23 protein-coding genes are annotated in these 23,696 nt (G+C 71.1%); 8 read left to right on the top strand and 15 right to left on the bottom strand.

Annotated features, from left to right (window positions below; translation table 11 throughout):
- The first annotated feature begins 144 nt into the window (after positions 1 to 144).
- The gene (locus ABZX12_RS24210; RefSeq protein ID WP_355696508.1) at positions 145 to 1,047 is read left to right on the top strand and encodes a helix-turn-helix transcriptional regulator; all 903 of its coding nucleotides are present in this window, start codon (positions 145 to 147) and stop codon (positions 1,045 to 1,047) included.
- Positions 1,044 to 1,577: an MOSC domain-containing protein gene (locus ABZX12_RS24205; protein WP_355696506.1), complete on the top strand. Its 534-nt coding sequence runs from the start codon at positions 1,044 to 1,046 to the stop codon at positions 1,575 to 1,577. The genes ABZX12_RS24210 and ABZX12_RS24205 overlap by 4 nt, the downstream gene beginning before the upstream one ends.
- Positions 1,578 to 1,599: 22 nt before the next feature.
- Here ABZX12_RS24205 and ABZX12_RS24200 read toward each other — a convergent pair whose 3' ends face one another.
- The 3 genes from ABZX12_RS24200 to ABZX12_RS24190 all read right to left on the bottom strand — a co-directional run bounded on the left by ABZX12_RS24200 (position 1,600) and on the right by ABZX12_RS24190 (position 5,789).
- Entirely contained in the window at positions 1,600 to 2,406 is an 807-nt protein-coding gene (locus tag ABZX12_RS24200) for a biotin--[acetyl-CoA-carboxylase] ligase (RefSeq protein WP_355696504.1), read from the bottom strand.
- Positions 2,406 to 5,033: a phosphoenolpyruvate carboxylase gene (locus tag ABZX12_RS24195; RefSeq protein ID WP_355696502.1), complete on the bottom strand. Its 2,628-nt coding sequence runs from the start codon at positions 5,031 to 5,033 to the stop codon at positions 2,406 to 2,408. Before ABZX12_RS24195 ends, ABZX12_RS24200 begins: the two co-directional genes overlap by 1 nt.
- Before the next feature lie 129 nt (positions 5,034 to 5,162).
- On the bottom strand, positions 5,163 to 5,789 hold the full coding sequence (locus ABZX12_RS24190; RefSeq protein ID WP_355696500.1) for a TetR/AcrR family transcriptional regulator: 627 nt from the start codon (positions 5,787 to 5,789) through the stop codon (positions 5,163 to 5,165).
- Positions 5,790 to 6,019: 230 nt separating this feature from the next.
- Between ABZX12_RS24190 and ABZX12_RS24185 the strand changes: the two genes are divergently transcribed.
- Complete coding sequence (locus tag ABZX12_RS24185) at positions 6,020 to 6,502, top strand: SCP2 sterol-binding domain-containing protein (RefSeq protein ID WP_355696498.1); 483 nt, start codon at positions 6,020 to 6,022, stop codon at positions 6,500 to 6,502.
- Here the strand turns inward: ABZX12_RS24185 and ABZX12_RS24180 are convergent, their stop codons facing one another.
- Positions 6,503 to 7,855: a hypothetical protein gene (locus ABZX12_RS24180; RefSeq protein WP_355696496.1), complete on the bottom strand. Its 1,353-nt coding sequence runs from the start codon at positions 7,853 to 7,855 to the stop codon at positions 6,503 to 6,505. It lies immediately after the preceding gene.
- Between the two features lie 90 nt (positions 7,856 to 7,945).
- Between ABZX12_RS24180 and ABZX12_RS24175 the strand changes: the two genes are divergently transcribed.
- The 3 genes from ABZX12_RS24175 to ABZX12_RS24165 are packed head-to-tail and all read left to right on the top strand — an operon-like array spanning position 7,946 to position 10,085.
- Entirely contained in the window at positions 7,946 to 9,523 is a 1,578-nt protein-coding gene (locus ABZX12_RS24175) for an acyl-CoA carboxylase subunit beta (protein ID WP_355696494.1), read from the top strand.
- Complete coding sequence (locus ABZX12_RS24170) at positions 9,520 to 9,714, top strand: acyl-CoA carboxylase subunit epsilon (protein WP_355696492.1); 195 nt, start codon at positions 9,520 to 9,522, stop codon at positions 9,712 to 9,714. The genes ABZX12_RS24175 and ABZX12_RS24170 overlap by 4 nt, the downstream gene beginning before the upstream one ends.
- 11 nt (positions 9,715 to 9,725) lie before the next feature.
- On the top strand, positions 9,726 to 10,085 hold the full coding sequence (locus ABZX12_RS24165; protein ID WP_355696491.1) for a hypothetical protein: 360 nt from the start codon (positions 9,726 to 9,728) through the stop codon (positions 10,083 to 10,085).
- A gap of 3 nt (positions 10,086 to 10,088) precedes the next feature.
- On the opposite strand, the gene ABZX12_RS24160 is transcribed toward ABZX12_RS24165, so the two are convergent.
- From ABZX12_RS24160 to ABZX12_RS24150, 3 genes are read right to left on the bottom strand one after another with little or no spacing between them, the layout of a single operon-like run.
- Positions 10,089 to 11,561 carry a hypothetical protein gene (locus tag ABZX12_RS24160; RefSeq protein ID WP_355696489.1) on the bottom strand — a complete coding sequence of 491 codons (1,473 nt, stop codon included), beginning with the start codon at positions 11,559 to 11,561 and terminating at the stop codon, positions 10,089 to 10,091.
- Between the two features lie 17 nt (positions 11,562 to 11,578).
- Positions 11,579 to 12,769 (bottom strand): Maf family nucleotide pyrophosphatase, encoded by a 1,191-nt coding sequence (locus tag ABZX12_RS24155; protein WP_355696487.1) that lies wholly within the window; start codon positions 12,767 to 12,769, stop codon positions 11,579 to 11,581.
- Positions 12,766 to 14,457, bottom strand: coding sequence for a DUF885 domain-containing protein (locus tag ABZX12_RS24150; protein ID WP_355696485.1), 1,692 nt, complete (start codon positions 14,455 to 14,457; stop codon positions 12,766 to 12,768). Before ABZX12_RS24150 ends, ABZX12_RS24155 begins: the two co-directional genes overlap by 4 nt.
- Before the next feature lie 99 nt (positions 14,458 to 14,556).
- On the opposite strand from ABZX12_RS24150, the gene ABZX12_RS24145 reads away from it, so the two are divergent.
- Positions 14,557 to 15,828: a neutral zinc metallopeptidase gene (locus ABZX12_RS24145; protein WP_355696484.1), complete on the top strand. Its 1,272-nt coding sequence runs from the start codon at positions 14,557 to 14,559 to the stop codon at positions 15,826 to 15,828.
- Here the strand turns inward: ABZX12_RS24145 and ABZX12_RS24140 are convergent.
- Positions 15,821 to 16,147 carry an MmcQ/YjbR family DNA-binding protein gene (locus ABZX12_RS24140; protein WP_355696482.1) on the bottom strand — a complete coding sequence of 109 codons (327 nt, stop codon included), beginning with the start codon at positions 16,145 to 16,147 and terminating at the stop codon, positions 15,821 to 15,823. The genes ABZX12_RS24145 and ABZX12_RS24140 overlap by 8 nt on opposite strands.
- Before the next feature lie 2 nt (positions 16,148 to 16,149).
- On the bottom strand, positions 16,150 to 17,565 hold the full coding sequence (locus ABZX12_RS24135) for a DHA2 family efflux MFS transporter permease subunit (protein WP_355696480.1): 1,416 nt from the start codon (positions 17,563 to 17,565) through the stop codon (positions 16,150 to 16,152).
- 92 nt (positions 17,566 to 17,657) lie between these two features.
- Here ABZX12_RS24135 and ABZX12_RS24130 point away from each other — a divergent pair, with 92 nt between their 5' ends.
- The gene (locus tag ABZX12_RS24130) at positions 17,658 to 18,209 is read left to right on the top strand and encodes a TetR/AcrR family transcriptional regulator (RefSeq protein ID WP_355696479.1); all 552 of its coding nucleotides are present in this window, start codon (positions 17,658 to 17,660) and stop codon (positions 18,207 to 18,209) included.
- On the opposite strand, the gene ABZX12_RS24125 is transcribed toward ABZX12_RS24130, so the two are convergent.
- The 6 genes from ABZX12_RS24125 to ABZX12_RS24100 form a co-directional block, all read right to left on the bottom strand.
- Entirely contained in the window at positions 18,206 to 18,754 is a 549-nt protein-coding gene (locus tag ABZX12_RS24125; RefSeq protein WP_355696477.1) for a hypothetical protein, read from the bottom strand. The two genes, ABZX12_RS24130 and ABZX12_RS24125, sit on opposite strands and share 4 nt — an antisense overlap.
- A gap of 115 nt (positions 18,755 to 18,869) precedes the next feature.
- A complete protein-coding gene (locus tag ABZX12_RS24120; protein WP_355696475.1) occupies positions 18,870 to 20,183 on the bottom strand; it encodes a DUF58 domain-containing protein in 1,314 nt (437 codons plus the stop codon).
- Positions 20,180 to 21,169, bottom strand: a complete 990-nt coding sequence (locus ABZX12_RS24115; protein ID WP_355696473.1) for a MoxR family ATPase — start codon at positions 21,167 to 21,169, stop codon at positions 20,180 to 20,182. The genes ABZX12_RS24120 and ABZX12_RS24115 overlap by 4 nt, the downstream gene beginning before the upstream one ends.
- 9 nt (positions 21,170 to 21,178) lie before the next feature.
- The gene (locus ABZX12_RS24110) at positions 21,179 to 21,766 is read right to left on the bottom strand and encodes a hypothetical protein (RefSeq protein ID WP_355696471.1); all 588 of its coding nucleotides are present in this window, start codon (positions 21,764 to 21,766) and stop codon (positions 21,179 to 21,181) included.
- Positions 21,763 to 22,467 (bottom strand): DUF4129 domain-containing protein, encoded by a 705-nt coding sequence (locus tag ABZX12_RS24105; protein WP_355696469.1) that lies wholly within the window; start codon positions 22,465 to 22,467, stop codon positions 21,763 to 21,765. The genes ABZX12_RS24110 and ABZX12_RS24105 overlap by 4 nt, the downstream gene beginning before the upstream one ends.
- 17 nt (positions 22,468 to 22,484) lie before the next feature.
- Entirely contained in the window at positions 22,485 to 23,693 is a 1,209-nt protein-coding gene (locus tag ABZX12_RS24100; RefSeq protein WP_355696468.1) for a GNAT family N-acetyltransferase, read from the bottom strand.
- Positions 23,694 to 23,696: the final 3 nt, after the last annotated feature.

Below are 23,696 nucleotides of genomic sequence, written 5' to 3'. Positions count from 1 at the left end.
TCTCCTGGCTCCTGGTCGCTGTGCTCCTCGGGTACGGCGTGATCGAGACCCTGATCACGGCGGCGAAGATCTTCACCGAGTAGAACCTCAGGTAGAGCGAAAACGATCAAGTACGACGACCTCGGCGGCGGCACGATGGTGGGCATGACCACTGACGTGTTCGCCGCCTTCGTCGACGTCCTCGCCGACGCGCTGGACGAGCACGAGGCGACGGCGGTCCAACTGGCGGCCAGAGTGCGGTTGTCACGGTCGCACCTGGACCGGCTGGTCGAGGCCGCGGCGGGTGAGCGCCCGGCGCAGTTGCGGCGGCGGATCCTGCTCGAGCGGGCGGCGTACCGCCTGCTGACCGGCGGCGGGACCGTCCTGGACGTCGCCGTCGAGGCCGGGTACGGGTCTCACGAGGCGTTCACCCGGGCTTTCAGCCGCGCGTACGGCGTACCTCCCGCGCAGTGGCGCGGGCGGCCGGACCGGATCCGCCTGGACGCGCCCAGTGGCCTTCATTTCCACCCGCCCAACGGGTTGCGGGTGCCGGCCAGGGACGAGGTGAGTTCGATGGATCTGATCCGGACGATGGTTGACCATCACGTCTGGCTGCTCGGGCAGATGCTGCGGCAGGCCGCTGCGCTGACCGACGAGCAGCTCGACCGGCCGATCGAGATCTCGGTCGAAGGAATCGACGACGACCCGACCCTGCGGTCGTTGCTGTCGCGGCTGGTCGGGCAGCTCGGGATGTGGCACGCGAACCTGACCGGCGCGCCGTACGACTTCGCCGTCGAGCAGGGCGAGAGCGTGCAGAGCATGCGGCGCCGGCTGGACGAGGCCGGGCCGGCGTTCGCGGGCGAGGTCGGCGAGCTGTGTACGGCGAACCGGCTGGACGAGCTGATCGTGTGCCCGGGCGAGACCGTCGAGGTGTACTCGGCCGGCGCGATGATCGCGCACGTGCTGACGTTCGCGTCGTACCGGCGCACGCTGGTCGCCGGGGCGTTGCACGACGCCGGGTGCGACGACCTGGACAGCGGCGATCCGATCCGCTGGATCAGCCGATGAGCGCGCGGCTGGTCTCGGTGAACGTCGTGCACGAGCTGATCCGCGGCCCGACGCGGTGGACGGCGATCGACAAGCGGCCGGTGGATGGTGCGGTCGAGGTCGGCGAGCTCGGACTGGCCGGCGACCGGCAGTGCGACACGCGCTACCACGGCGGGCCGGACAAGGCGCTCTACGCGTATGCCGCCGAGGACGCCGAGTGGTGGGCGTCCGAGCTGGACCGGGACATCCCGCCGGGTCTCTTCGGCGAGAACCTCACCACACGGGGCCTCGACATCACCGGGGCGCTGATCGGGGAACAGTGGACGATCGGCGGGATCCTGGTCGAGGTCCGCTCCCCACGGACACCGTGCGGCAACCTGTCGGGGCGGATGGAGATCAAACGCTTCCACCACCGGTTCGCCGAGACAGGCCGAGTCGGCGCCTACCTGAAGGTCCTCCAGCCGGGCCGAGTGTGCGCCGGCGACCGGATCGAGATCGTGCACCGGCCTGACGGCGCCCGAACCATTGGCGACGCAGCACGCCGCAGTTAGCACCCCGGCCCGGCGCAGGTGGTCAGGCTCGGCGTACGTGGGTTACGTCGCCTGCTGCCAGGGGACGCGGGCCCTCGGGCGAGTCCACGATGAGCCGGCCGTCGTCGGCCAGGTCGCGGGCTGTGCCTTCGAGGAAGGTACCGTCGGGCAACTCCACCCGGACCGCCTGCCCGAGGGTCGCGGACAGCTTCCGGTACTCCGGAAGTACGACAGCTGGATCGCCGTCGGCGTCGACCCACGACTGATACCGGGAGGCGAGCTCGCGCAGTACGGCCGCCATGACCGTGACTCGGTCGGTGGTTGCCGCCTGCTCGAGGGCGAGCGACGTGGCTGCCTCATGTGGCTTCTCGGACTCCCGCAACGTCACGTTGAGGCCGATACCAACCACCGCTGCAGGGCCCTCGACCCGCTCCAGCAGGATCCCGGCGAGCTTGCGGTCCTCGACCAGTACGTCGTTGGGCCACTTCACCTGCGCCGGCACCTCGGCCACGTCCCGCACCGCGGTGGCAACAGCCAGCGGCACCAGCAACCCCAGCCACGGCCAGCGCGCGGCATCGACCGTGGTCGGACGTAGCAGGACAGACATCAGCAACGCAGACCGCGGTGGAGTGGTCCACGTCCGCCCCAGCCGCCCGCGCCCCGACGACTGGTACTCCGCGGCGACGACCAGCCCCTCAGGCTGACCGGCCGCGGCCGCAGCCGCCACGACAGCGTTCGTCGACGGCGTCTCCGCGAGTACGTCGATCTGCGTCCACAGTGCACCGGGACGCACCAGCCGCCCCCGCAGGAACTTCTCGTCCAGCGGGGGCCGGTCCAGGTCGCTGAACATCAGCCGGTGTTCTGCAGGCCGGCGGCGACACCCGAAACGGTCAGCAACAGCAGCCGGCGGGTGCGGACGATCTGCTCCTCGTCCAGTGAGTCGTCGGTACGCAGTGTCCGCAACGCCCGCAGCTGCAGGTAGCTGAGCGCGTCGACGTACGGGTTGCGCAGCTCGACCGCTCGGCCCAGCACGCGCCGCCCTTGCAGCAGACGCTCCTGGCCGAGCACCTTGAGCACCCACTCGGTGGTCAGCTCGTGCTCGTCGAGCATCTGCTGCGTGAGTTCGGGCCGGTCGCCCAGCTCGAGGTAGCGGCCGAGGATGCGCCGGTCCGTCTTGGCCAGCGACATCTCCGCGTTCTCCAGCATCACCTGGAACAGCGGCCAGTTCTGGTTCGCGTCCCGCAGCAAGTCGACGTCACCGACCGCGGCCAGCGCCGTACCGAGACCGAACCAGCCAGGTGCGTTCACCCGGGCCTGGGACCACGCGAAGACCCACGGGATCGCCCGGAGGTCCTCCAGCGAGGACACCGCGACGCCACGGCGCGCCGGGCGCGACCCGAGCGGCAGCTGCCCCAGCTCCTCCAGCGGCGTCACGGTGCTGAACCACTCCGCGAACCCGTCCGCCTTCACCAGCCGGTGGTACGCCGTCCGCGCGGCCTCGTCGAGCGTCTTCTCCATCACCGCGAACCGCTCGGCCGCCACCGCGGCCCGCTCCTCGACGGCCGGGGTCGAGGCCAGCAGCGTCGCCGCCGTCACCTGCTCGATGTGCCGCTGCGCGATCGCCGCGTTCCCGTACCGGGCCGGGATCGCCTCGCCCTGCTCGGTGAGCTTGAACCGCCCGGCCACCGATCCGGGAGCCTGCGCGAGGACGGCGCGGTTCGCCGGGCCGCCGCCCCGCCCCAGTGCGCCGCCCCGGCCGTGGAACAGCGTCAGCCGGATCGCGTTGCGCTGCGCCCACGCGGTGATCCGGGCCTGCGCGTCGTACAGCGCCAGCGTCGCCGACACCGGGCCGACGTCCTTCGCCGAGTCGGAATACCCGAGCATCACCTCGAACCGCCGGTCGTTCGCGGTGAGCCGGTGCCGGACCCGGGTGAGCTGGATCGCGTTGTCGAGCACCTCGACCGAGTTCTGCAGGTCCTCTCCGGTCTCGAACAGCGGTACGACGTCGAGCTCGATCGGCCGCCCGTCGAGCGCCGCGTCGGCCAACTCGTAGACGGCCGCCAGGTCGCCCGCGTTGCGCGTGAACGACACGACGTACCGGCGGCAGGCCTCGGGGCCGAAGCGCTGCTGGATCTGCGCGATCACCCGCAGCGTCGCCAGCACTTCCTCCGTCTGGTCGGACAGCTCGCCGCCGCCGAGCACCTCCTCCAGCGCCTTGGCGTGCACCGAGGAGTGCTGGCGGATCTCCAGCTCGGCCAGGTGGAACCCGAACGTGTTCACCTGCCAGATCAGCTGCTGCAGCTCGCCGAACGCCTGGCGCGGAGCGCCGGCGGTCACCAGCGAGTCCTGCAGGACCTTGAGCTCGTGCAGGAAGTCGGCGGCCCGCGGGTACCCGAAGTCGGCGTCGCGGGACCGGGTCGCGGCCAGCCGGCGCGCGGCCAGCAGCAGGAGCTGCCGGTGCGGCTCGGCCGGCGACCGGGTCTCGATGTCGGTGATCAGGTCCGGGTTGACCGCTCGCGCGTCTTCCAGGATGCGGCGCACCGGGGCCGACGGCGGTGTGGTCGCGGCGTCCAGGGTGAGCGCGCGGCCGAGCGCCTCGGTGGCCTGCTCCAGTGCGCGGAGCACGTGGTCGGCCTGGATCTGCATCGCCTCGCGGGTGATCGCTGCGGTGACGTTCGGGTTGCCGTCGCGGTCGCCGCCGATCCACGACCCGAGGTGGACGAACGGCGCCACCACGGGCGTCCGCGTTCCGGCCGCGTCACCGGCCAGCGCGTCGTCGAGGCGCCGATACACGTTGCCGACGACGGTGAACAGCGTCTCCTCGAACACCGCCATCGCCGACCGCACCTCGTCCAGCGGGGACGGGCGGCTGGTGCGCAGCTGCGACGTACGCCACAGGACGTCGACCTGCTCGACCAGGCGGCGACGGTTCTCGGCCAGGTCGCTGTCGCCGGCGCGCGGGTCGTGCCGCTCGTCGAGCAACGACGTGATCCGGCGGATCGTCGCGAGGACGGCGCGGCGCCGGGCCTCGGTCGGGTGCGCGGTCAGCACCGGGCGGAACTCGAGGCCGTTCAGCAGTGCGCGGGCCTGCTGCTCGCCACTGTCGCGGGAGATCTGCTCGACGGCCTGGGCCAGCTCCGACACGACGGCCTCGCTGCCGGCCCGGTCACGCTCCCGCAGGACCCGCGCCCGGTGCAGCTCCTCGCTGAGGTTCGTCAGGTGGAAGTAGCAGGTGAACGCCCGGGCGACGTCCTCGGCGCGCTCGTGCGGCCAAGAGGCGACCAGCTCCTCGGCCGCGGCGCCGTCGCCGGCGATGGTCAGCTCGCGCAGTTTCTCGACGTCGTCGAGCAGCGGCTGACCGGCGTACTCGACCAGGACCTTGCCGAGGATCTCGCCGAGCAGGCGGACGTCGGCCCTGAGTTCCTCAGGCACCTCGAACCGCGCACGGGTACGGGTCTCACTACCGGTCTCGCTCACGTTCGCCCACCCTATCGGCGGACGCCCGTCCACGCTGCCGAGTCCGCCCACTGGAAGCCGATCGTGACCGGTTGTTCAGCTACTTCACAGTATGTACGCCATGTACGCCATGTACGCCGGACAGGTCGGTCAGACGCCGCCGAATCCGCCGCCGACGACCTGGGAGACGGTCCGGGCCAGCTCGGCGGGGCTGCGGGTGGTGCCGTCGATCACGAGCATCCGCGCGCACGCCTCGGTCATCGAGGCGAGCAGCTCGGCCAGGACCGGGAGGTTCGCGTCCGGATCCGTGACGCCGGGCAACGACTGCAGCAGGGTCAGCCGCAAGCTCTCGACCAGGAACGCCCGGGCGCCGCGGACCCGCTCCGAGACGACCGGCGCGGCGCCGTACTGCGCACCGAACACGATCCGCCAGGACTGCGGATTCTTCTGCACCGCGGTCAGGAAGGCGGTCAGTCCCTCCAGGACGTGCTCCTCGGGGGTGCCGACGGTCGGGTCGGCCGGGAGCGCGGACACGATCGAGATGACCAGGTGCTGCTCCTCGCGGGCCAGCAGGGCGAGCAGCAGCTCGTCGCGGTTCGCGAACGAGTCGTAGACGACCGGCTTCGTGACGCCGGCCGCGTCCGCCACGGACTGCATCGTCGTGCCGGCGTACCCCTTGGCGTTGAAGACCTCGAGCGCGGCGTCCAGAATCATCGGCCGGCGGCGCTCAGGACCGAGGTGCCGCGCGCGCCGGCGTTTCTCAGCATCCTCGACCACTTGACAAACCTACCTCATCGTAGGAAATTCCTACGGTCTGGTAGGAACACTCGCCGGACAGGCTTCGAGTGATTGCGGTGCCCAGGTGCGTGCATCGGGGTGCTTGGTCAGTGGCCTCGATGCGGAGCATCGTGGGCGCTGGTCCAAGTGCCGCGATGTGCGTGCATGGGCGCCGCAAGCGCCGAAGGATGTCCGGCGAGTGTTCCTTCGAACTGCCGCGGGGGTGGTCGATGACCGAGCGAGGCAGTGCCGGCTGGCTCGAGTCCGAGGGCGTCACCGCCCTGGACGCGAGCGAGCTCGCCCGGCTGGTCGACCGGACGTCGGAGCGGGAGCTTCGGCATCGACTCATCGGGGGAGTACGAGAGATCGCGTTGCGCGAGATCTTTCGCCGGATGCCGGAGTACCTCCGACCCGCCCGGGCCGCCGGGTTCGACGCTGTGATCAGCTGGCAGATCACCGGCGCGGGCGGGGCCGGTCGTCCGGACGCGGTCGACGAGTACCGGACCCGCGTCCACGACGGCCGGTGCAAGCTGGTGCCGCCGGGCCCCACTCCCCCGGACATCTCGATCCGCACCGACCCCACCACGCTGCTGCGGATCGTCACCGGCAACGAGGACCCGGTCGTGGCCGTCCTCAAGCAACGCCTCACGGTCCGCGGCGATCTCGCCCAGGCCGCCCGCCTGCCCAAGCTCTTCAGCGCCGGCCCGGCTTGATCATCTCGTCAGGCCGTCGGGTCCTCCGGTCCGCGGCCGGGCGGCGCCTTCGTCGGCGCGGCGCGTCTCGCCGGCGTGGATGCGGCGCAGCGGCGGGATCGCCGGATCGGCCGCGAACGCCGCCGGGCCGGCCTGCTCGCGGTTCAGGGCCGTGCCGTTGGGGTTGGGCGGCTGCTGCTCGAAGGCGCGGACAGCTGTCAGGGTCCGGTCGCCGAGGGTGGCGCCGTACAGCTCTGCCCGGCGGCTCACGTTCGCGCCGTCAGCCTGCCAGCCGGCGACCAGCGCGGGGAGTTCGTCGAAGCCCTCGCTCAGCATGGTGGCGGTGGCAGCGGCCGCCTCCGGACGGCTCGCGGCCGGGATGGACGAGGCCGTCACCATCGTCTGCGCCGCGGCGGTCGTCGCCGCAGCGGGTGACGTCACCTGGGCGGCACTGAGATCGGTCTGGATCCCGGCATGGTGCTCCACCCGGGACACGAGGTGCTCGGCGACGATCCCGCGGACCTCGTCGAGCTGCGGTTCAACGGAGCGCTGCCAGTAGTCGATGTCCGCCAGGAACCCGTTCAGCTTGCCGAGTTCCTCGGTGGCCATCTTGCTGGCGTCGTCGATCGTCTCCGCGCCGCCCGTGACGTCCTCGCGCCGGTTCTCCAGCTCCTCGGTGAACTCCCGCTGCTTGGCCTCCCTGATGTCCCGGGTGGCGAAGCCGGCTTCGATGCTCCGGGCAAGGTGCCGGCGGATCCCCGGCTGCTGCTCAGCCGGCAGCCGCTGGTAGTCGAGCCGGTCGTCCAGCAGCATTCCCGCGGCCGCGTACGCCGCCCCGCCGTGGCCCTCGGCAACGAGTTTCCGCAGGACGTCCTCCTCCCGGGTCGCGGTCCGGGCGCCGATCGCGATCGCCATCGCCCGGGCCGCCGCGACGTCCCCTTCGAGCTGCGGCAGCGCGAACCGCCCGAGGTCGTCCGGCCGTCCGTCCGTGAACAGGTCCGCGACCAGCCGCGGTGTCGCGTTGGCGGCGTACGCACGGCTGACGGCGGCGGCCAGCCGGTCCCGCGCCCTGGCGTCGACGGGCGGCGGCAGTGACGGGTCCGGCTCGAGGGAGTTCGCACACAGCGCGACCAGTTCGGTCAGCCCGGCGCGGGCGTCCTCGCGGCGGTCGTACCAGCGGCCGTCCTGGTGGTTCGAGACCACCCGGAGCGTCGTCGCCAGCCGACCCGGCAGGTCGAGGTTGTCGGCCAGCGGCTGGAGCATCTCCACGTGCCCCTCGCTCAGCTCGGGCGGCCGTCCTGAAGCGACACCGTCGACGGTGTCCCTCTCGACGAGCCGGGTCACCTGCTGGACGAGTCTGTCGACGGCAGCCACGCCGGAAACCTATCCCCGGAGCGGTTCAGTCAGGGGTCTGCGAGCGAGGTCACAGGCGGTACGGCGTACTGGCGCGTAGGCTGCCCATTCATGGGAGAGACCGTGAACATCCACACCACCGCCGGGAAGATCGCGGACCTCGAGCACCGGCTCGACGAGGCCGTGCACGCCGGGTCGGAGCGCGCGGTGGAGAAGCAGCACGCGCGCGGCAAGAAGACCGCCCGCGAGCGGATCGAGCTGCTGCTGGACGAGGGCTCCTTCTCCGAGCTGGACGAGTTCGCCCGGCACCGGTCGACGAGCTTCGGCCTGGACGGGAACCGCCCGTACGGCGACGGCGTGGTGACCGGGTTCGGCACCATCGACGGCCGTCAGGTGTGCGTGTTCGCGCAGGACTTCACCGTCTTCGGCGGCAGTCTCGGCGAGGTCTTCGGCGAGAAGATCGTCAAGGTGATGGACCTGGCGATGAAGATCGGCTGCCCGCTGATCGGCATCAACGACTCCGGCGGCGCCCGGATCCAGGAGGGCGTGGTCTCGCTCGGCCTGTACGGCGAGATCTTCCGCCGCAACGTCCGCGCCTCCGGCGTGATCCCGCAGATCTCCCTCATCATGGGCCCGTGCGCGGGCGGCGCGGTCTACTCCCCCGCGGTCACCGACTTCACGGTCATGGTCGACGAGTCGTCGTACATGTTCATCACCGGCCCGGACGTGATCAAGACCGTCACCGGCGAGGACGTCACCCAGGAGGAGCTCGGCGGCGCCCGGACGCACAACACCAAGTCCGGCAACGCGCACTACCTCGGCTCCGACGAGGAGGACGCGATCGAGTGGGTGAAGGCGCTCGTCGGTCACCTGCCGCAGAACAACCTCGAGGACCCGCCGGTGTACGACGCGCCCGCGGACCTGGAGCCGACCGAGACCGATCTCGCGCTCGACACCCTGGTCCCGGACTCGCCGAACCAGCCGTACGACATGCACACCGCGATCGAGGCGGTCGTCGACGACGGCGACTTCCTCGAGGTGCAGACGCTGTTCGCGCCGAACATGATCGTGGGCTTCGGCCGGGTCGAGGGCCGCCCGGTCGGCGTGGTCGCGAACCAGCCGCTGCAGTTCGCCGGCACCCTCGACATCGACGCCTCCGAGAAGGCGGCCCGGTTCGTCCGCACCTGCGACGCGTTCAACCTGCCGATCCTCACCTTCGTCGACGTGCCCGGCTTCCTGCCCGGCACCGACCAGGAGTGGAACGGCATCATCCGCCGCGGCGCCAAGCTGATCTACGCCTACGCCGAGGCGACCGTCCCGATGATCACCGTGATCACCCGCAAGGCCTACGGCGGCGCGTACGACGTGATGGGCTCGAAGCACCTCGGCGCGGACATGAACATCGCCTGGCCGACCGCACAGATCGCGGTGATGGGCGCCCAGGGCGCGGTGAACATCCTCTACCGCCGCGAACTGGCCGGCGCCGAGGACCCGGACACCCGCCGGCAGCAACTCATCACCGAGTACGAGGACCACCTCGCGAACCCGTACATCGCCGCCGAACGCGGCTACATCGACGCGGTGATCAAACCCAGCGAAACCCGCGCCGAAATCGTCCGCGCCCTCCGCCTCCTCCGCACCAAACGAGACACCCTGCCCCCCAAGAAGCATGGGAACATTCCATTGTGATCCAGATCGTCAAGGGCGACCCGACGCCTGAAGAACTCGCGGCCCTGATCACGGTGATCGCCGCCCGCGCCGCCGCACCGGCCGCCGAGCCGGAAACCGACCGAGCCAGCAACTGGTCGACGTACTGGCGCAACGCCCGCACCCCGTTCCACCCGGGCCCGGGCCAGTGGCGCGCCAGCGCTCATCCGTAAACACTGGCGGTATGGCCAAATACGCGGTCAATCCCGAAGCGATCGACAACGCGCGGAAGCTGATCGACGCGCGGCAGTACGTGCTGGACAGCGACTGGGGTGAGGTGCAGCCGCGTGCCGACGACCAGAACACGTATCTGGACAAGCACGGCTGGCAGGCGTACGGCGCCTGGCACCTCGGGCTCACCGAAGGCGCCGGCGAGGAGACCAAGGCGCGCTACGGGTTCGTGCTCGGCGACTTCCGCCGTATCCACCGCACCGCGCTGATCGCCTCGGTCTACCGGGCCTCCGAATGGCGCCACAAGGCCGTCGAGCTCGCCGCGCACGACCTGCTGCAGTACCTCGACGAGAAGACCGGACTCACCGCCTGATCGTTAGTCGTCGCTGCTGAGTTTGGACTCGTCGAACCAGAGGTCGGCGGGGACGCGGGTGGTCAGTTCGTCGACGACGGCGGTGGCGCCGCGAAACATGTCCGGGTCGACGGGGATCGTGCAGCCGTTCGCGCCCAAGACCAGGGTCATGCCGTCGGGGCTGCGCATCACGCCGGCAATCTCGTCCCAGCGGACCTGGTGGATGCCGTCGTCGTCGCGCAGTACGAGCGCGTCGTCGGTGCGGACCCACAGCATCGAGCGCGCCTCCTTGACGAACGCGCGCGCCGTCAACGGCGGCTTGAAGGTGCGGCCGGCCGGCAACTCGGCAATCACCGGACACGCCGGGGCGAGCGTGAACCCGGCCTCCTGCCACACGTGCAGAGTGCTTTCCTCGCCGTACCCGATCGCGCCGGACAGGGCCTGCTCGAGGACGGCGGCGATGTCCGACGGCTGCACCGCTGCCAGCCGCGTGGTGTCGACCGGCGGCAGCTCGGGATCACCGCAGAGTTGGTTCATCGCGTTGCTGAAGGCTCGCCGTATTTCGGGATCACCCGCGGCCAGACGCTCCTCGGCACGCGCGATCTGGTGCGCCAGCTCGGAGGGTGTCGGTCCGTTCTCCGCGAGATCCATCAAGGCGGCGACGACCGCACGGGACACGGCGTCCTCGCTGCCTTCGCGTGCCTCGGCGTACACGACCCAGTCGGTCGCCCCGTCCGGCGCGGCAACCAGATCGAGGTCGATCTCGTAGCTGTGACCGCCGACGAACCGGCACTTCTCCTCGATCCGCCCCCGCAGCGTCATGATCGCGAGCGTCGGGAGCCGTACGTCGTCGTCCGTCGGCATCCTCAGCAGGACGCCCGCCGCGGGGATCCCGTGCCCCACCACGACGGGCACGTCGAAGGAACGCTCCGCCGGTGGTACCCGGGTCGGCACCGGGCCGGTCGGCAACTCGAGCGCGAGGTCCTCGGGGAACGGACCCGCCACTTGCAGCACCGCGTTCGCCGCGACGAACCACTTTTTCGCGAACGAGGTCACGTGCTCCGGCGTCAGACCGTCGTACCCCGCCCCTTCCAGCCACGCGAGTCCCGGACCTTTGGCGCCGTACCGGACGTTCAACAGGAACGCGGTCACCGGATGCGCGACGTTGCCCTCCTCGGCGGTCAGCACGCGCGCTTCGAGCGCGAGCCGGTCGACCGGTGGCCCTGCGAGCGCTCGGCACAGGCGATTCAGGAACTCGCCGACACGCGCCGGAGAGCCTGAGGCGACGAACGTCGTCGCCAGCAGGTCGACCTCGGCGTTCATCTCGATCGGCAAGTCGCGGACGGTATGCATGACCAGGTGCTCGAGAGCGTGCGCGACGCCGATCGTGCGCAGGGTCTCGTCCCGGCTGCCCACGAGGAAGGTCAAGGTGACGTCGGTATGGCGCTGCGGTTCAGGCAGCCGGATCACCCGAACGCCGCTGAGGTACTCGTTCACGCGGCGAACCCTAACCGTCAGGTACGGCGGAAGCGGACCAGCGGGTAGAGCGGGGCGTTGCCGGTGTTGCGGGGTGGGCCGGGGAAGGTGGTGGCGCTGTCGAGGGTGAGGCTGTGGCGGGCGGCGGTGGCGACCAGGTGGCTGAGGGCGTCCTGGGAGCGGGTGTCGTCGGGGGTGCGGCTGTCGGCGTAGCGGCCGGCGTCGGACTTCTCGGTGGTGGTGACGAAGACGCCGTCGGTGCGGAGGACGCGGGCGACCTCGGCGATCACGGGCTCGCTGTCGTCGAGCAGGTGCAGCAGCCAGACCGCGACGACCGCGTCGCAGCGGCGGTCGGCCACCGGGAGGCGGGCCGCGTCGGCCGCGGCGACGTGCCCGGGGAGCCGGACCCGTGCGCGGCGCAGCATCGCGGTGGACAGGTCGACGCCGTGCACCAAGTTGCCGAGAGCAACCAGCTCGGCGCCGACGATCCCGGTCCCGACCGCGAGCTCGAGAACCCGTCCGCCCTTCGGCAGCAGGGAATCCACGGCGCGGGCAGCCGCCTCCGCGCGCACAGTCCCGCCGCGCGTCTCGTCGTACGACGACGCCACGGTCTCGTCGTAGCTGTACGGCTGCTGCGTCTTCCACAGCTCCGGCCAGGACATCCCGACGTCGATGAGCATCCGGCGCAGCAACGGCAGCGAGAGGCCGACGACGTTGTGGTAGTCGCCCTCGATCGCGGTCACGAACGGGCCGCCGAGGCCGTCGACGGTGAAGGCTCCGGCGACGACGAGCGGCTCGCCGGTGGCGACGTACGCGTCGATCTCCTCGTCGGTCAGGTCCGCGAACTCGACCTTCGTGGACGACAACTCCCGCAGCTCCTGCTTGCCGGCGGTGTCGATCAAGCAGTGCCCGGTGTGCAGTACGCCGCTGCGGCCGCGCATCATCCGCCAGCGCTCGCGGGCGATCTCCGGCGTCTCGGGCTTGCCGTACGGCTCCCCGTCGAACTCGAGCACCGAGTCGCAGCCGAGCACGGTCGCGTGGTCCGTCAGGTTCGCGACGACCGCGCGGGCCTTCAGCGTCGCGAGCAGGCGGGCGAGCTCGCCGGGGTTCTCCGCGGTGATGTGGTCCTCGTCGACGCCGGAGACGATCACCTCCGGATCGATACCCGCGGCCCGCAATGTCTTCAGCCTGGCCGGCGACGCCGACGCCAGGACGAACCGCGGGCTCACAGCTTCGCCATCGCGCGTCGCAGCGGGTCCAGGCCGATCGATCCCAGGTTCAGCGCGCCGGAGTGGAACGCCCGCAGGTCGAATGCGGAACCCTTGCGTTGCTTGGCTTCCTCGCGCGCCTGCAGCCAGATCCGTTCACCGACCTTGTACGCCGGCGCCTGGCCCGGCCACCCGAGGTACCGGTTCAGCTCGGCCTGCAGGAACTCGGTCTCCATCCGGCAGTGCGCCCGCAGGAACTCGAACCCGAGATCGGCGGTCCACCGCTCGCCCGGCCGCCAGCCGAACGGGTTGTCCCGCGGCACCTCCAACTCCAGGTGCATGCCGATGTCGACGATCACCCGCGCCGCGCGGAACCCTTGTGCGTCCAGCATGCCGAACCGCGCGCCGGGGTCCTCGAGGTAGCCGAGCTCCTCCATCAGGCGCTCGGCGTACAGCGCCCAGCCCTCACCGTGTCCGGAGACCCAGCAGGCCAGCCGCTGCCAGCGGTTCAGCAGGTCGGTGCGCAGCATCGTCTGCGCGACCTGGAGGTGATGCCCGGGCACGCCCTCGTGGTAGACCGTGGTGACCTCACGCCAGGTGGCGAACGTGTCCAGCCCGCTCGGGACCGCCCACCACATCCGGCCCGGCCGCGTGGTCAGGTCCTCGCTCGGCTGCGTGTAGTAGATCGAGCCGTCCGAGGTCGGCGCGATCATGCACTCCAGCCGGCGGATCTCGTCGGCGATGTCGAAGTGGGTGCCGGCCAGCTCGGCGACGGCGGTGTCGGACAACTCCTGCATCCAGTCCCGGAACGCTTCCTTGCCGTGGATCGTCCGCGCCGGGTCGGCGTCCAGCAGGGCCGCGGTCGCCTCGATGGTCCGGTCGCCGCCGTTCAGCCCGGCCGCGATGTCCTGCATCGCCGACTCGATCCGGGCCAGCTCCGCCCAGCCCCAGGCGTACGTCTCCTCGAGGTCGACCGCCGCACCGAGGAAGCTCCGCGACGCCAGCTCGTACACCTCGCGGCCGCACGCGTCGCGCTCCGGCGCGCGCGGCGCCAGGTCGCTGGTCAGCCACGCGCCGAACTGGTCGAAGGCCTTCCGCGCGGCGGCGGCCGCGGCTTCCACGGTCGGCTTGACCGCGTCGTCCGGCGCCTGCGCAGCCAGGCCGCCGAAGAAGTCGTCGCCGTCGGCACCGGTCCAGCTGGCGATCCGCTCGGCCAGCCCGGTCACCTGGCGGACGGCCGAGACCCGCCCCTGGTCGGCCTGCTCGAGCAGCGTGTCGCGGTACCCGTCGAGCGCCGTACCGATCTGGTTGAGCCGGATCGCGACGATCTCCCAGTCCTGCGGGGTCGCGGTCGGCATCAGGTCGAACACCTGCCGCAGGCCCACCGGCACCGAGGCGATCGAGTTCAGCTGGTGCTGCGGTACGCCGGCCTCGTAGCGCTCGAACTCCAGGCCGAGCCGCTCCACGAAGGCGTCCTTAGCGACCTCCTCACGCGGGCTTCCCGGCTCGATCGACGCAGCCTCGGCGAGCGACCCGCGGGTCAGCTCGACGCGTGCCGCGAACCCGGCGGGCGTGAAGTCCGGCAGCTCGTGATCGTGGCCGGTGACGCCGAGCTCGGTCGCCAGCAGCGGGTCGAGCGCGATCTCCTGCTCGAGGTGCCGCTCGGCGAGTTGGTCGATCGGGCTGTTCGGCGTACTGACATCGGTCACACGCCGACCCTACCCGCCGAGGGTCGCCGGGGCTGACCTGTTTGTTGCCGATACTGTGGCGGTCGCTGAATGCCAGCACGAGGGACGAGAGGAACGGCGTTGAGCCAGCCACCCTACGGGCCGCCCGGCCAGAACCCGCCGTACCAGCAGGGCCCGCCCCCGGGGCAGTACGGCCCGCCACCGCAGGGTCCTCCGCCCGGTCAGTACGGTCCGTCGCCGCAGGGTCAGTACGGCGGTCCGCCCCCTGGTCAGTACGGCGGCCCGCCGCAGTACAGCCCGCCGCCACAGCAGCAGCAGGGACCTGGGTTCGGCTGGGGTCCGAGCTTCGGCCCGGGCGGTCCCGGCGGCCCTGGTGGTCCCGCTGGGGCTGGCATGGGGTGGCAGCCGCAGCAGCCGCGGAAGAAGTCGAAGGCGCCGCTGATCGCGATCCTGACGATCGTCGGGATCGCCGTCGTCGGCGGCACGATCATCGGTCTGGTGCGGAAGGCAACCACCGACGTCACCACGCCGCCGGTGACCCCGTCGCGGTACACGCCGGAGCCGACCACGACCGGGTCGCCGACCGAGGAGCCGACGACCACCGAGCCCACCACGACCGAGCCGACCACGACGGAGACCTCGAGCACGCCGAACAAGCCGTCGGACGCGGTCGTGGTCGGCAAGAACGCGCTCTACAAGGTCGGCCAGATGCGGACGGTCAACTGCAAGGAGCCGAAGGCCCGGCCGACGAACGCGAGCGGTGCGGCCGCCTACTGGGCCGCGATCAAGCCGTGCCTGGACAGGTCCTGGGCGCCGTTGGTGGCGAAGGCCGGCTACAAGTTCACCGCGCCGCGGATGACGTACTGGTCCGGGACCTCGATGTCGACCCCGTGCGGCGACGGCCCCGTCGCCGTACCGTTCTACTGCTCCGGCAACCACATGATGTACATGAAGGTGGACGTCTTCGTGAAGGCGTACACCCAGTACCCGGGCGATCCGATCGGTCAGGCGTACGCGCGGATGTGGTACAGCCGGTCGATCGCCCACGAGTACGGCCACAGCGTGCAGTTCATGACCGGCATCCTGCAGGCGTCCAGCAACCTGCGCTACGAGCAGCCGGACTACGAGGGCCGGACCCGGATGACGCGCCGGATGGAGCTGCAGGCGAACTGCTTCGCCGGCGTCTTCCTGGCCGCGAACAAGCGCAGCTACCCGATCAACGGGAACCTGCTGTACGTGTGGAAGAAGTACGTCGTGACCGCGGGCGACAAGCCCGAAGAGGGCGACCACGGAAGTGTGGCGAGTCAGGCGCGGTTCATGGGGAAGTCGTTCAACACGGCCAACCCGGCCAGCTGCAACACCTTCTCGGCCTCACCGGCCAACGTCAGCTGACAAGATCTGGCGGCGCGACCTGCCGCCAGGAGTCGACGAGGATGTCGTGCAGTTCGTCGGCGTCCTCGAGTGCTTCGAGGCGGGCTCGAACCCAGTTCGAGCCCGCCTCGTGTTTCGGCACCCAGAACTTCTCCGGCTCCGCGGCGATCAACTCGTCGCGCTCCAGCCGTGGACACCGCACCGCGAACGACGTCTGGTCGTCCGGCACTGTCACGAACATCCGCCCCGCCACGTCGAACGTCGGATGCCCCCACCGCTGCTTCTCCACCGTCTCCGGAAAGGACAGCGCGATCCGTCGTACATCATCAGCGTCCAGCACGCTCACACTCTAGAGCGCTGCCGCCCCGGCAGCAGGAGCGCGACGAGGGTGCCGGCGGCGACGACGGCGGCTCCGGTCCAGACGGCGGGGACCAACCCGGCGGCGTACTGGGTCGGGGACTCGTAGGAGCCGGAGGATGCGAAGACGGAGGCGAGTACGGCGACACCCATCGCGACGCCGACCTCGCGAATCGTGTTGTTGGTGCCGGAGGCGACGCCGCGGTCGGCGTCGGAGGCGCCGGCCATCACCACGCTCGCGGACGGCGCGAAGGTCAGTCCCATGCCGATCCCGGCGAGGACGAACGGTACGACCAGGTCGCCGTACTGCGTGGTCGCCGTGGTGATCAGCGCGATCCACCCGAGCGCGACGGCCAGCAGCGCCTGCCCCGCGACGATCAGCGTGCGCGGACCGACCCGGTCGACGATCAGGCCGGCGATCGGCGCGACGACGAGCGGCGCCGCGGTCCACGGCAGCGTCCGCACACCGGACTGGAACGGCGTGTACCCCTGCACCACCTGGAAGAACTGCGCCAGCAGGAACACCGCACCGAACACCCCGACCGCGAACGTGAATGCCACCACGTTCACCACGCTGAACGAGCGGACCGAGAACAACCGCAGCGGCAGCATCGGCGCCGCCGTACGGCGCTCCCAACCCAGGAAGGCGGTCAGCAGCACACCGCCCGCGACCAACGAGCCCAGCACACCCGCGGAGGTCCACCCGTCGTCGGCGCCGTGCACGACGCCCCAGACGACGGACAGCACACCGGCGGTCGCCAGCACGAGCCCGACCAGGTCGAGCCGCTTCGCCGCACCCCAGGACTCGGTCAGCACCCGCGCGGCCAGGACAACGGCGATCGCGCCGATCGGAACGTTCAGCCAGAAGATCCACTGCCAGTTCAGGCCGTCGACGACGGCTCCGCCGACCACTGGGCCGACGGCGATCCCGAGGCCGGAGATGCCGCCCCAGATGCCGATCGCGGCACTGCGCAGCTTCTCCGGTACGGCGCCCGCGAGCAACGTCAGCGACAGCGGCATCACGGCCGCGGCGCCGATGCCCTGGATCGCACGGGCCCCGATCAGCATCCACGGCTCGCTGGCCAGCGCACACGCGGCCGAAGCGAGCGTGAACAGCGCGATGCCGGCCAGGAACACGCGCCGACGGCCGAGCCGGTCACCGATCGCGGCCGCGGTCAGCAGCAGCGCGGCGAACGCGAGCGTGTAGGCGTTCACGAACCACTGCAGGTCCGACAGCGATGCGCCCAGCTCGGATTTGATCACCGGCAGCGCGTTCGTCACCACCAGGTTGTCCAGCGTGACCATGAACACCGGGATCCCCACCGCGGCGAGCACCACACCGAGCCCACGGTGCCGCGGTACCGCCGCCACTTCCCTCTCGTCGAGAGCGGTCGAGGTCATCTCGTACTCCTAGTTGTAATTGACTGATAACAAGCTTGATGACGAGAGTATGCATCCACTGATAACATGTCAAGGGAACGGAAGGAGCAGAGATGACGACGAAGGTCCGGCTGACCGCCAAGGAGCGCGGCGACGAGGTGCTGCGGGCCGCGGTGCAGGCGTTCGCCGCGTCCGGGTACGAGGGCACCAAGACCGACGAGATCGCCCGCCTTGCCGGTGTCTCGCAGCCGTACGTGATCCGGCTGTTCGGGACCAAGCAGCAGCTGTTCCTCGCCGCGCTGCACAGCGTCTGCGGTCGGATCGAGGAGATCTTCCGCGAGGCCGCGGCCGAGACGCCGGAGCTGAGCGCGCTGGGCCACAACTACAAGCGGCTGCTGTCCGAGCGCGAACTCCTGCTCGTCCTCCTGCACGGCTTCTCGGCCAGCGGCGACCCGGCCATCGGCGACTGCGTCCGCGAACGCTTCGGCCGCATCTACACCCTGGTCCGCGACCTCACCGGCGCCTCACCGCAGGAGGCCCGCGAGTTCCTGTCCGCAGGCATGCTGATGACCGTCATGGCCGCGATGCAGGTCCTCGGCCCCGACGCCATCCCGATGCCCTGGGCCGAAGAGATCACCAACACCTTCGGCCAGGACGCTCCCTAGTCGCGGCCGAGTTTCAGGTCGGCCGCGAACCAGATGGTGGTGGCGGTGAGGGTGATGGCGGCCACTGTCACCAGGAGCGAGCCCGGTACGTCGGCGCCTCGGATCAGCGCGGTCGCGACGGCGGCGGCGGGTGTCAGCACGACGGCGATTGCCCCGGGCAACCACCAGCGGCGGAGGGCGGCTCGGTGGACGCGTGCGTACGACGGCATCTGGCCGGCGAACGCGGCCGCCAGGTGGACGACGACGAGCGCCGCCGCGGTGACGACGAGGCCCCAGCTCGGCGCGGCGGGTCCGCGCAGCAGCCAGCCGAGAGCCACCACGAACAGGAAGATCATCCCGGCCAGCGAGTCGGGCAGGACCACCGTGCCGACCAGCAGCACCGCACCGGCGATCGGGACCAGATCCGCCTGATCCCACGGTTGCACCGCAGGCACGACGAGCGCGACGATCCCCGCCGCCGCGATCACCAGCCGGGCCACCAGCACACCGCGGCCCGACGCCCGCAACTGCGCGAGCCACAGTGTGATCTGTTCGTCGGCGGTCATGGGGCCTCCCGTCCTGGACTGAAGAGCGCAGGGAGCGCAGCGACCGGAGCGCCGAGGGAAGGACGGGAGTTACAGCCCCATGACCCGCCGCGGCGGAGGCGTCGCATCAGTACGGTCATGAGCGGATCCTCGGCGCGGCGGACAGACGGGAGGCGTCGCGCAGGACCTCGTCCAGGGTGCCGGCGCCTTGCCAGCGGACGGTCGGTACGCCGAGGTCGCTGAGGCGGTCGAGGTCGCGACGGCGTTCGAGCAGCCGGACGCGCCAGGCGAGCGGCCAGGTGCGGGCGTCGTGCGCGTCGAGATCCATGATCGAGGCGACGTCCGGGGGCAGCGTGTCGACGGCGATCACCGTGCAGCCGGAGTGCACGAGCGTGACGACGTACCCGAGGATCGTCGGCCGCAGCAGCGGACTGAGGACGAGCACCAGACTGTCCGAGCGGATCCGGTTGCGCCGCGCCAGCTGCTCCTCGTCCTGCTGCCGGCCACGCTGGTCCGCGTGCACGAGCGTGTCCAGGATCCGCCGCAGATGCCCGCGGCCGCTCCCCGACCGCACGCCGCGGAACAGGCTCCCGGTGTCGATCAGCCGCACCCGGTCGCCGTTGCGCAGGTAGTGCTCGGCGATCGCGGCGGCGCCCCGGACGGCGGTGTCGAGACTCGAGGAGCGCCCGTCGATCCCTTCGCTGATCCCGATCTCGCCGCCGGTGTCGACCAGGATCACCACCTCGGTGTCGCGGTCCGACCACGTCGACGTGACGTGCAGTTCCTGCGTCCGCGCGGACACCGCCCAGTTGATCCGCCGCAACCGGTCACCGGTCCGGAACGGCCGGACACCGGCCAGTTCCGTCCCTTCTCCGGGCCGTCGCGACCGGTGCAACCCGACCAGCCCGGCCGGCCGCGGTACGGCGTCCACCGCCGCGAACCCCTCGCGCAGCGGCAGGGTCGTCACCGCCAGCGTCTCGGCCGAGGTCACCTGGATCCGGTACGCCCCGACCGTCGACGTCGCCGCGACCGTTGGCCGATCCAACGAGCGCAGGCCCCACCGCTTCGACCGGACGCCGACCTCGAGCCGCACCGCACCGTGCATCACCGGTTCGGCGATCGCGGCCTGCGGCGGGTCGAACTGGAACCATGCCGCCCGCGGCAGCGCGGCCACGATCAGGTCGATGTCCGGATCCACGGATCCCGAACTCGACGGCGTGACACGCAGCCGGTACGTCGTCCCCTGCCCTTCGAACAGCACGTCGGCGTCCAGCTCGGTGTGCACCTCGGGCCGCTCCCGAGGGCGGAACCACCGGCCCCACGCCGCCAGGAACGCCAGCGGTAACCCGAACACGGCGGCATCCGGTCGCCGCAGCAGGACGGCGACGCTGAGCAGCACCGCAGCGACGCAGATCGCCCGGATCTGCGCGTGCGTCGGCCGCCAACTCATGCGCGGGCGACGGCCGGGCCCGACACGGTGGGCGGCGCCGCGACCGAGCCGAGAACCGCCCGGACGACCGTGGCGCCGGTGACCTCGTGCAGCCAGAGCTCGGGCCGCACGGTGATCCGGTGCGCGAGCGCGGCCACCGCGACTGCCTTCACGTCCTCGGGTACGACGTAGTCGCGGCCCTGGATCACGGCGTACGCGCGTGCCGTCAGCAGCAGCGCCAGCGAGCCACGGGGCGACGCACCGACCAGCACCTGCGAGTCGCGGCGGGTCGCCGTGGCGAGGTCGACGCAGTACTGACCGACCGTGTCGTCCACCGTCACCGTCTCGACGGCACGTTGCGCCGCGAGCAGCCCCTCGGCGTCGGTGACCGCCTCGACCGACTGGTCCTCGCGACGGCGGCTCATCCGCCGGCGCAGCACCTCCCACTCCTCCGCGGGGCTCGGGTACCCGAAGCCGATCCGCAGCATGAACCGGTCGAGCTGCGCTTCCGGCAACGGGTAGGTGCCCTCGTACTCCACCGGGTTCGCGGTGGCGAGCACGTGGAACGGGCTGGGCAGCGGGAACGTCTGCCCCTCGACCGTGACCTGGTGCTCCTGCATCGACTCGAGCAACGCGGCCTGTGTCTTCGGCGGCGTCCGGTTGATCTCGTCGGCCAGCAGCAGGCCGGTGAAGATCGGGCCCGGCCGGAAGACGAACTCGGACTCCTTCTGGTCGTAGACGAACGCGCCGGTCACGTCCGACGGCAGCAGGTCTGGCGTGAACTGCACGCGCCGGAACTCCAGCCCGAGCGCCTGCGCGAACGACCGCGCGGCCAGCGTCTTCGCCAGGCCCGGGTAGTCCTCGAGCAGCACGTGGCCGCCGGCCAGGGTGCCCGCCAGCACCAGCTCCAGCGCCTCGGCCTTCCCGACCACGGCCTGGCTGACCCGCTCCAGCACCTGCCGGCTCAGTGCGGACACCTCACCGAGCGTCAACTCCGCCTCAGTCACTGCTATCCCTCACAGGTTCTCGATGGTGTGGATCGCGTACTCGATCTCGTCGAGGGACGCGGTGCGCTTGTCGTCGCCAGTCATCAACAGCCAGAGCCGGTCGCCGGTGATCGCCCGGGCGCGCTCGGGCTCGAGCTCGGGGTTCACGCCGTGCCGGTGCACCAGGCGGTCGGTGGCCAGCTCCAGCAGCAACGGCTGGATCCGGCGCTGGAACGTCCGCGATCCCTCGCCGGCCCGCCGCTCGCGACCCGACTCCAGCAGCCAGGTGGCGACGAACTGCGTGCGGTTGTCAGTGTTCCGGGCGCGCAGCACGGCCAGCTTGTCGTCGTTCCGGCCGGGCCAGCTCGTCTCCAGGATCTGCGGCACCACCAGCCGGATCGCCAGCGACGCCACCGCGACCGCGATCCCCGTCGCCACGAACCACAACGGCCGCGGCGCCATCCCGGCGGCGCTGAAGATCCCGACGAACAACAGGCTCGCCAGCACCGCGAGCCCGAGGTGCTGCACGAGCAGCTTGCTCGGCCACAGCCGCCGCTTCCGCTTGACCTCTGGCGGCGGCCCCTTCTCCTCCAAGGGAGACCAGCGGTACGACGTCATCGGGCAGCCTCACCTACGGTGAGCTCCTCGCGCAGCCGGAGCAGTGCCGCGCGGGCCTCCCAACGTGCCTCTTCGCTCGAGCCGTGCGTGGAGTACCGGGCCTCGCGATACAACTCGCCGAGCCGGACCAGGTGCTGCTCGGAGATCCCGCCGACTCCGAGCACTCGGACAGTGAACTCGGCCGGTGTCTCGGACGGATCCCGCGGTACGCCGGCCGACGCCGCCGCCTGCTCCAGCGCGACCCAGCACGCGATGACCGAGTCCGTCGCCGTACCGCTGTCGATGCGCGCGAGCCCGGTGTCGACCGCCGCGGCCAGCCGCTCGGTCTTCATCCGCTCCCAGTCGGGCTCGTCCGGCTCCAGGTGCGGCAGGCGGACCCGGCGCAGGATCCGGACGATCACCACGATCACGAACGCGACCACGGCCGCGATCACCAGGTAGACCACCGCCTGCCACAACGCCAGCACCCATCCAGGCGTCTCGCCCTGCGGGAGCACGCGCAGCGGGGGCGTCCCCGAGGCCGTCGGCGCGGAGTCGGACGGCGTGATGGTCGGCAGCGGGCGCGGGCTCGCGCTGAGCGTGCTGTCGCTGATCGGGCGCACCGGCCCGCTCGCGGAGGCGAGCACGACGAAGCCGGCCACCACAACCCCCACGAGCAGCACGGCGACCACCGCGAGCGCACCCCGACGCTGCGTCTGCATCCCGGCAGGCTACCTCGTCAGAAGCCCGTGTCGAGGAACGGAAGCCGAGATGTGGAAAACGCTTCCGAGGTCGCGGCCAGCGCACCGGCGGTGTGCTCGGTGACCAGACCCGCGCGACCGAGCCGCTCCAGTGACGGCCGGCCGAGGTACACCGCGCCCAGGTCGCGCACGTCGAGGGTCAGGTCGGCGTCACGTGACACAGACTCGCACGAGGCGCCGTCCGGTCCGCCGCTCAGGTGCCAGCGGCCCGCGTTCCACGGGAGGAAGTCGTCGACCACCTCGACGACGACGTCGATGTCCCGCGCGTACGTGCGGCCGGCGAGCGCGCGCCCGACGTCGACCGGCCGGACCCACAGGCCGTCCCGGGTGATCGGCCCCGGCGCCCGCGGATCGAGGAGCAGGTCGAGCAGCGGGTCGTCCGACGCGACCATCTCGCAGCGCGTCTCGCTCAGCAGGTCCGGCTCGAGCAGGTACCTCCACAGGGCCGCGTGGGACGCGAGGTCGACCGCATGCACCCGCTGCACGTCGACGTACCCCTTCTCGGCCCGCCGCGTGCGGTAGTACGCGAAACCGGTGAGCTCGCCGTCCCGCTCGGCGACGACACAGCGGCGTTTGGAGGCGTTTCCTGAGTTGAGCGTGACGGTGTTGCTGATCGCGTACTCCTGCCAGCGCTCGTCGTGCACGAACAGACCGGGCCGCTGCAGGGCCAGTGTGTTCCGCAGCTCGGCGCAGCGGGCGAGGTTCTCGCGGATGTCGACGTGCCGGATCCGGACGTCGTCGACGCCGGCCACCGGGCGCAGTCCCCGCGACGCCTTGGGTACGACGATCTCCTGGTGGTCGGACGCCAGCCCGTACCCGAACCGCGGGTAGATCACCGGCTCGCTCGCGGTCAGCGCGGCCAGCGGTTCACCCGCCTCGTGGACGTCGGTCAGCTGCCTGCGCATCAGGTCGCGCAGGATGCCGCGCCGCCGGTGCGTCGGCCGGACGCCGACCATCGTCACGCCCGCGACCGGCAACTGCTCGCCGGGCACCGTCATCAGGTGCGAGAACGTCCCGGTGTGTCCGACGAGCTGCCCGTCCTCGCTCGCGACGACGCTGCGGTCCCGCTCCCACACCCGCCGCTCGGACTCGTACTGCTCGTCGGTCCACGGCGCCGAGAACGCCATGTCCAGGAGCTCCAGGAGCTCGTCCCATTCACCGGTGAACCGCCCGATCTCGATCGCCATGTC

It is taken from the genome of Kribbella sp. NPDC003505, assembly GCF_040610875.1.
GTDB lineage: Bacteria > Actinomycetota > Actinomycetes > Propionibacteriales > Kribbellaceae > Kribbella.
This window is presented reverse-complemented; position numbering and strand designations above follow the sequence as displayed.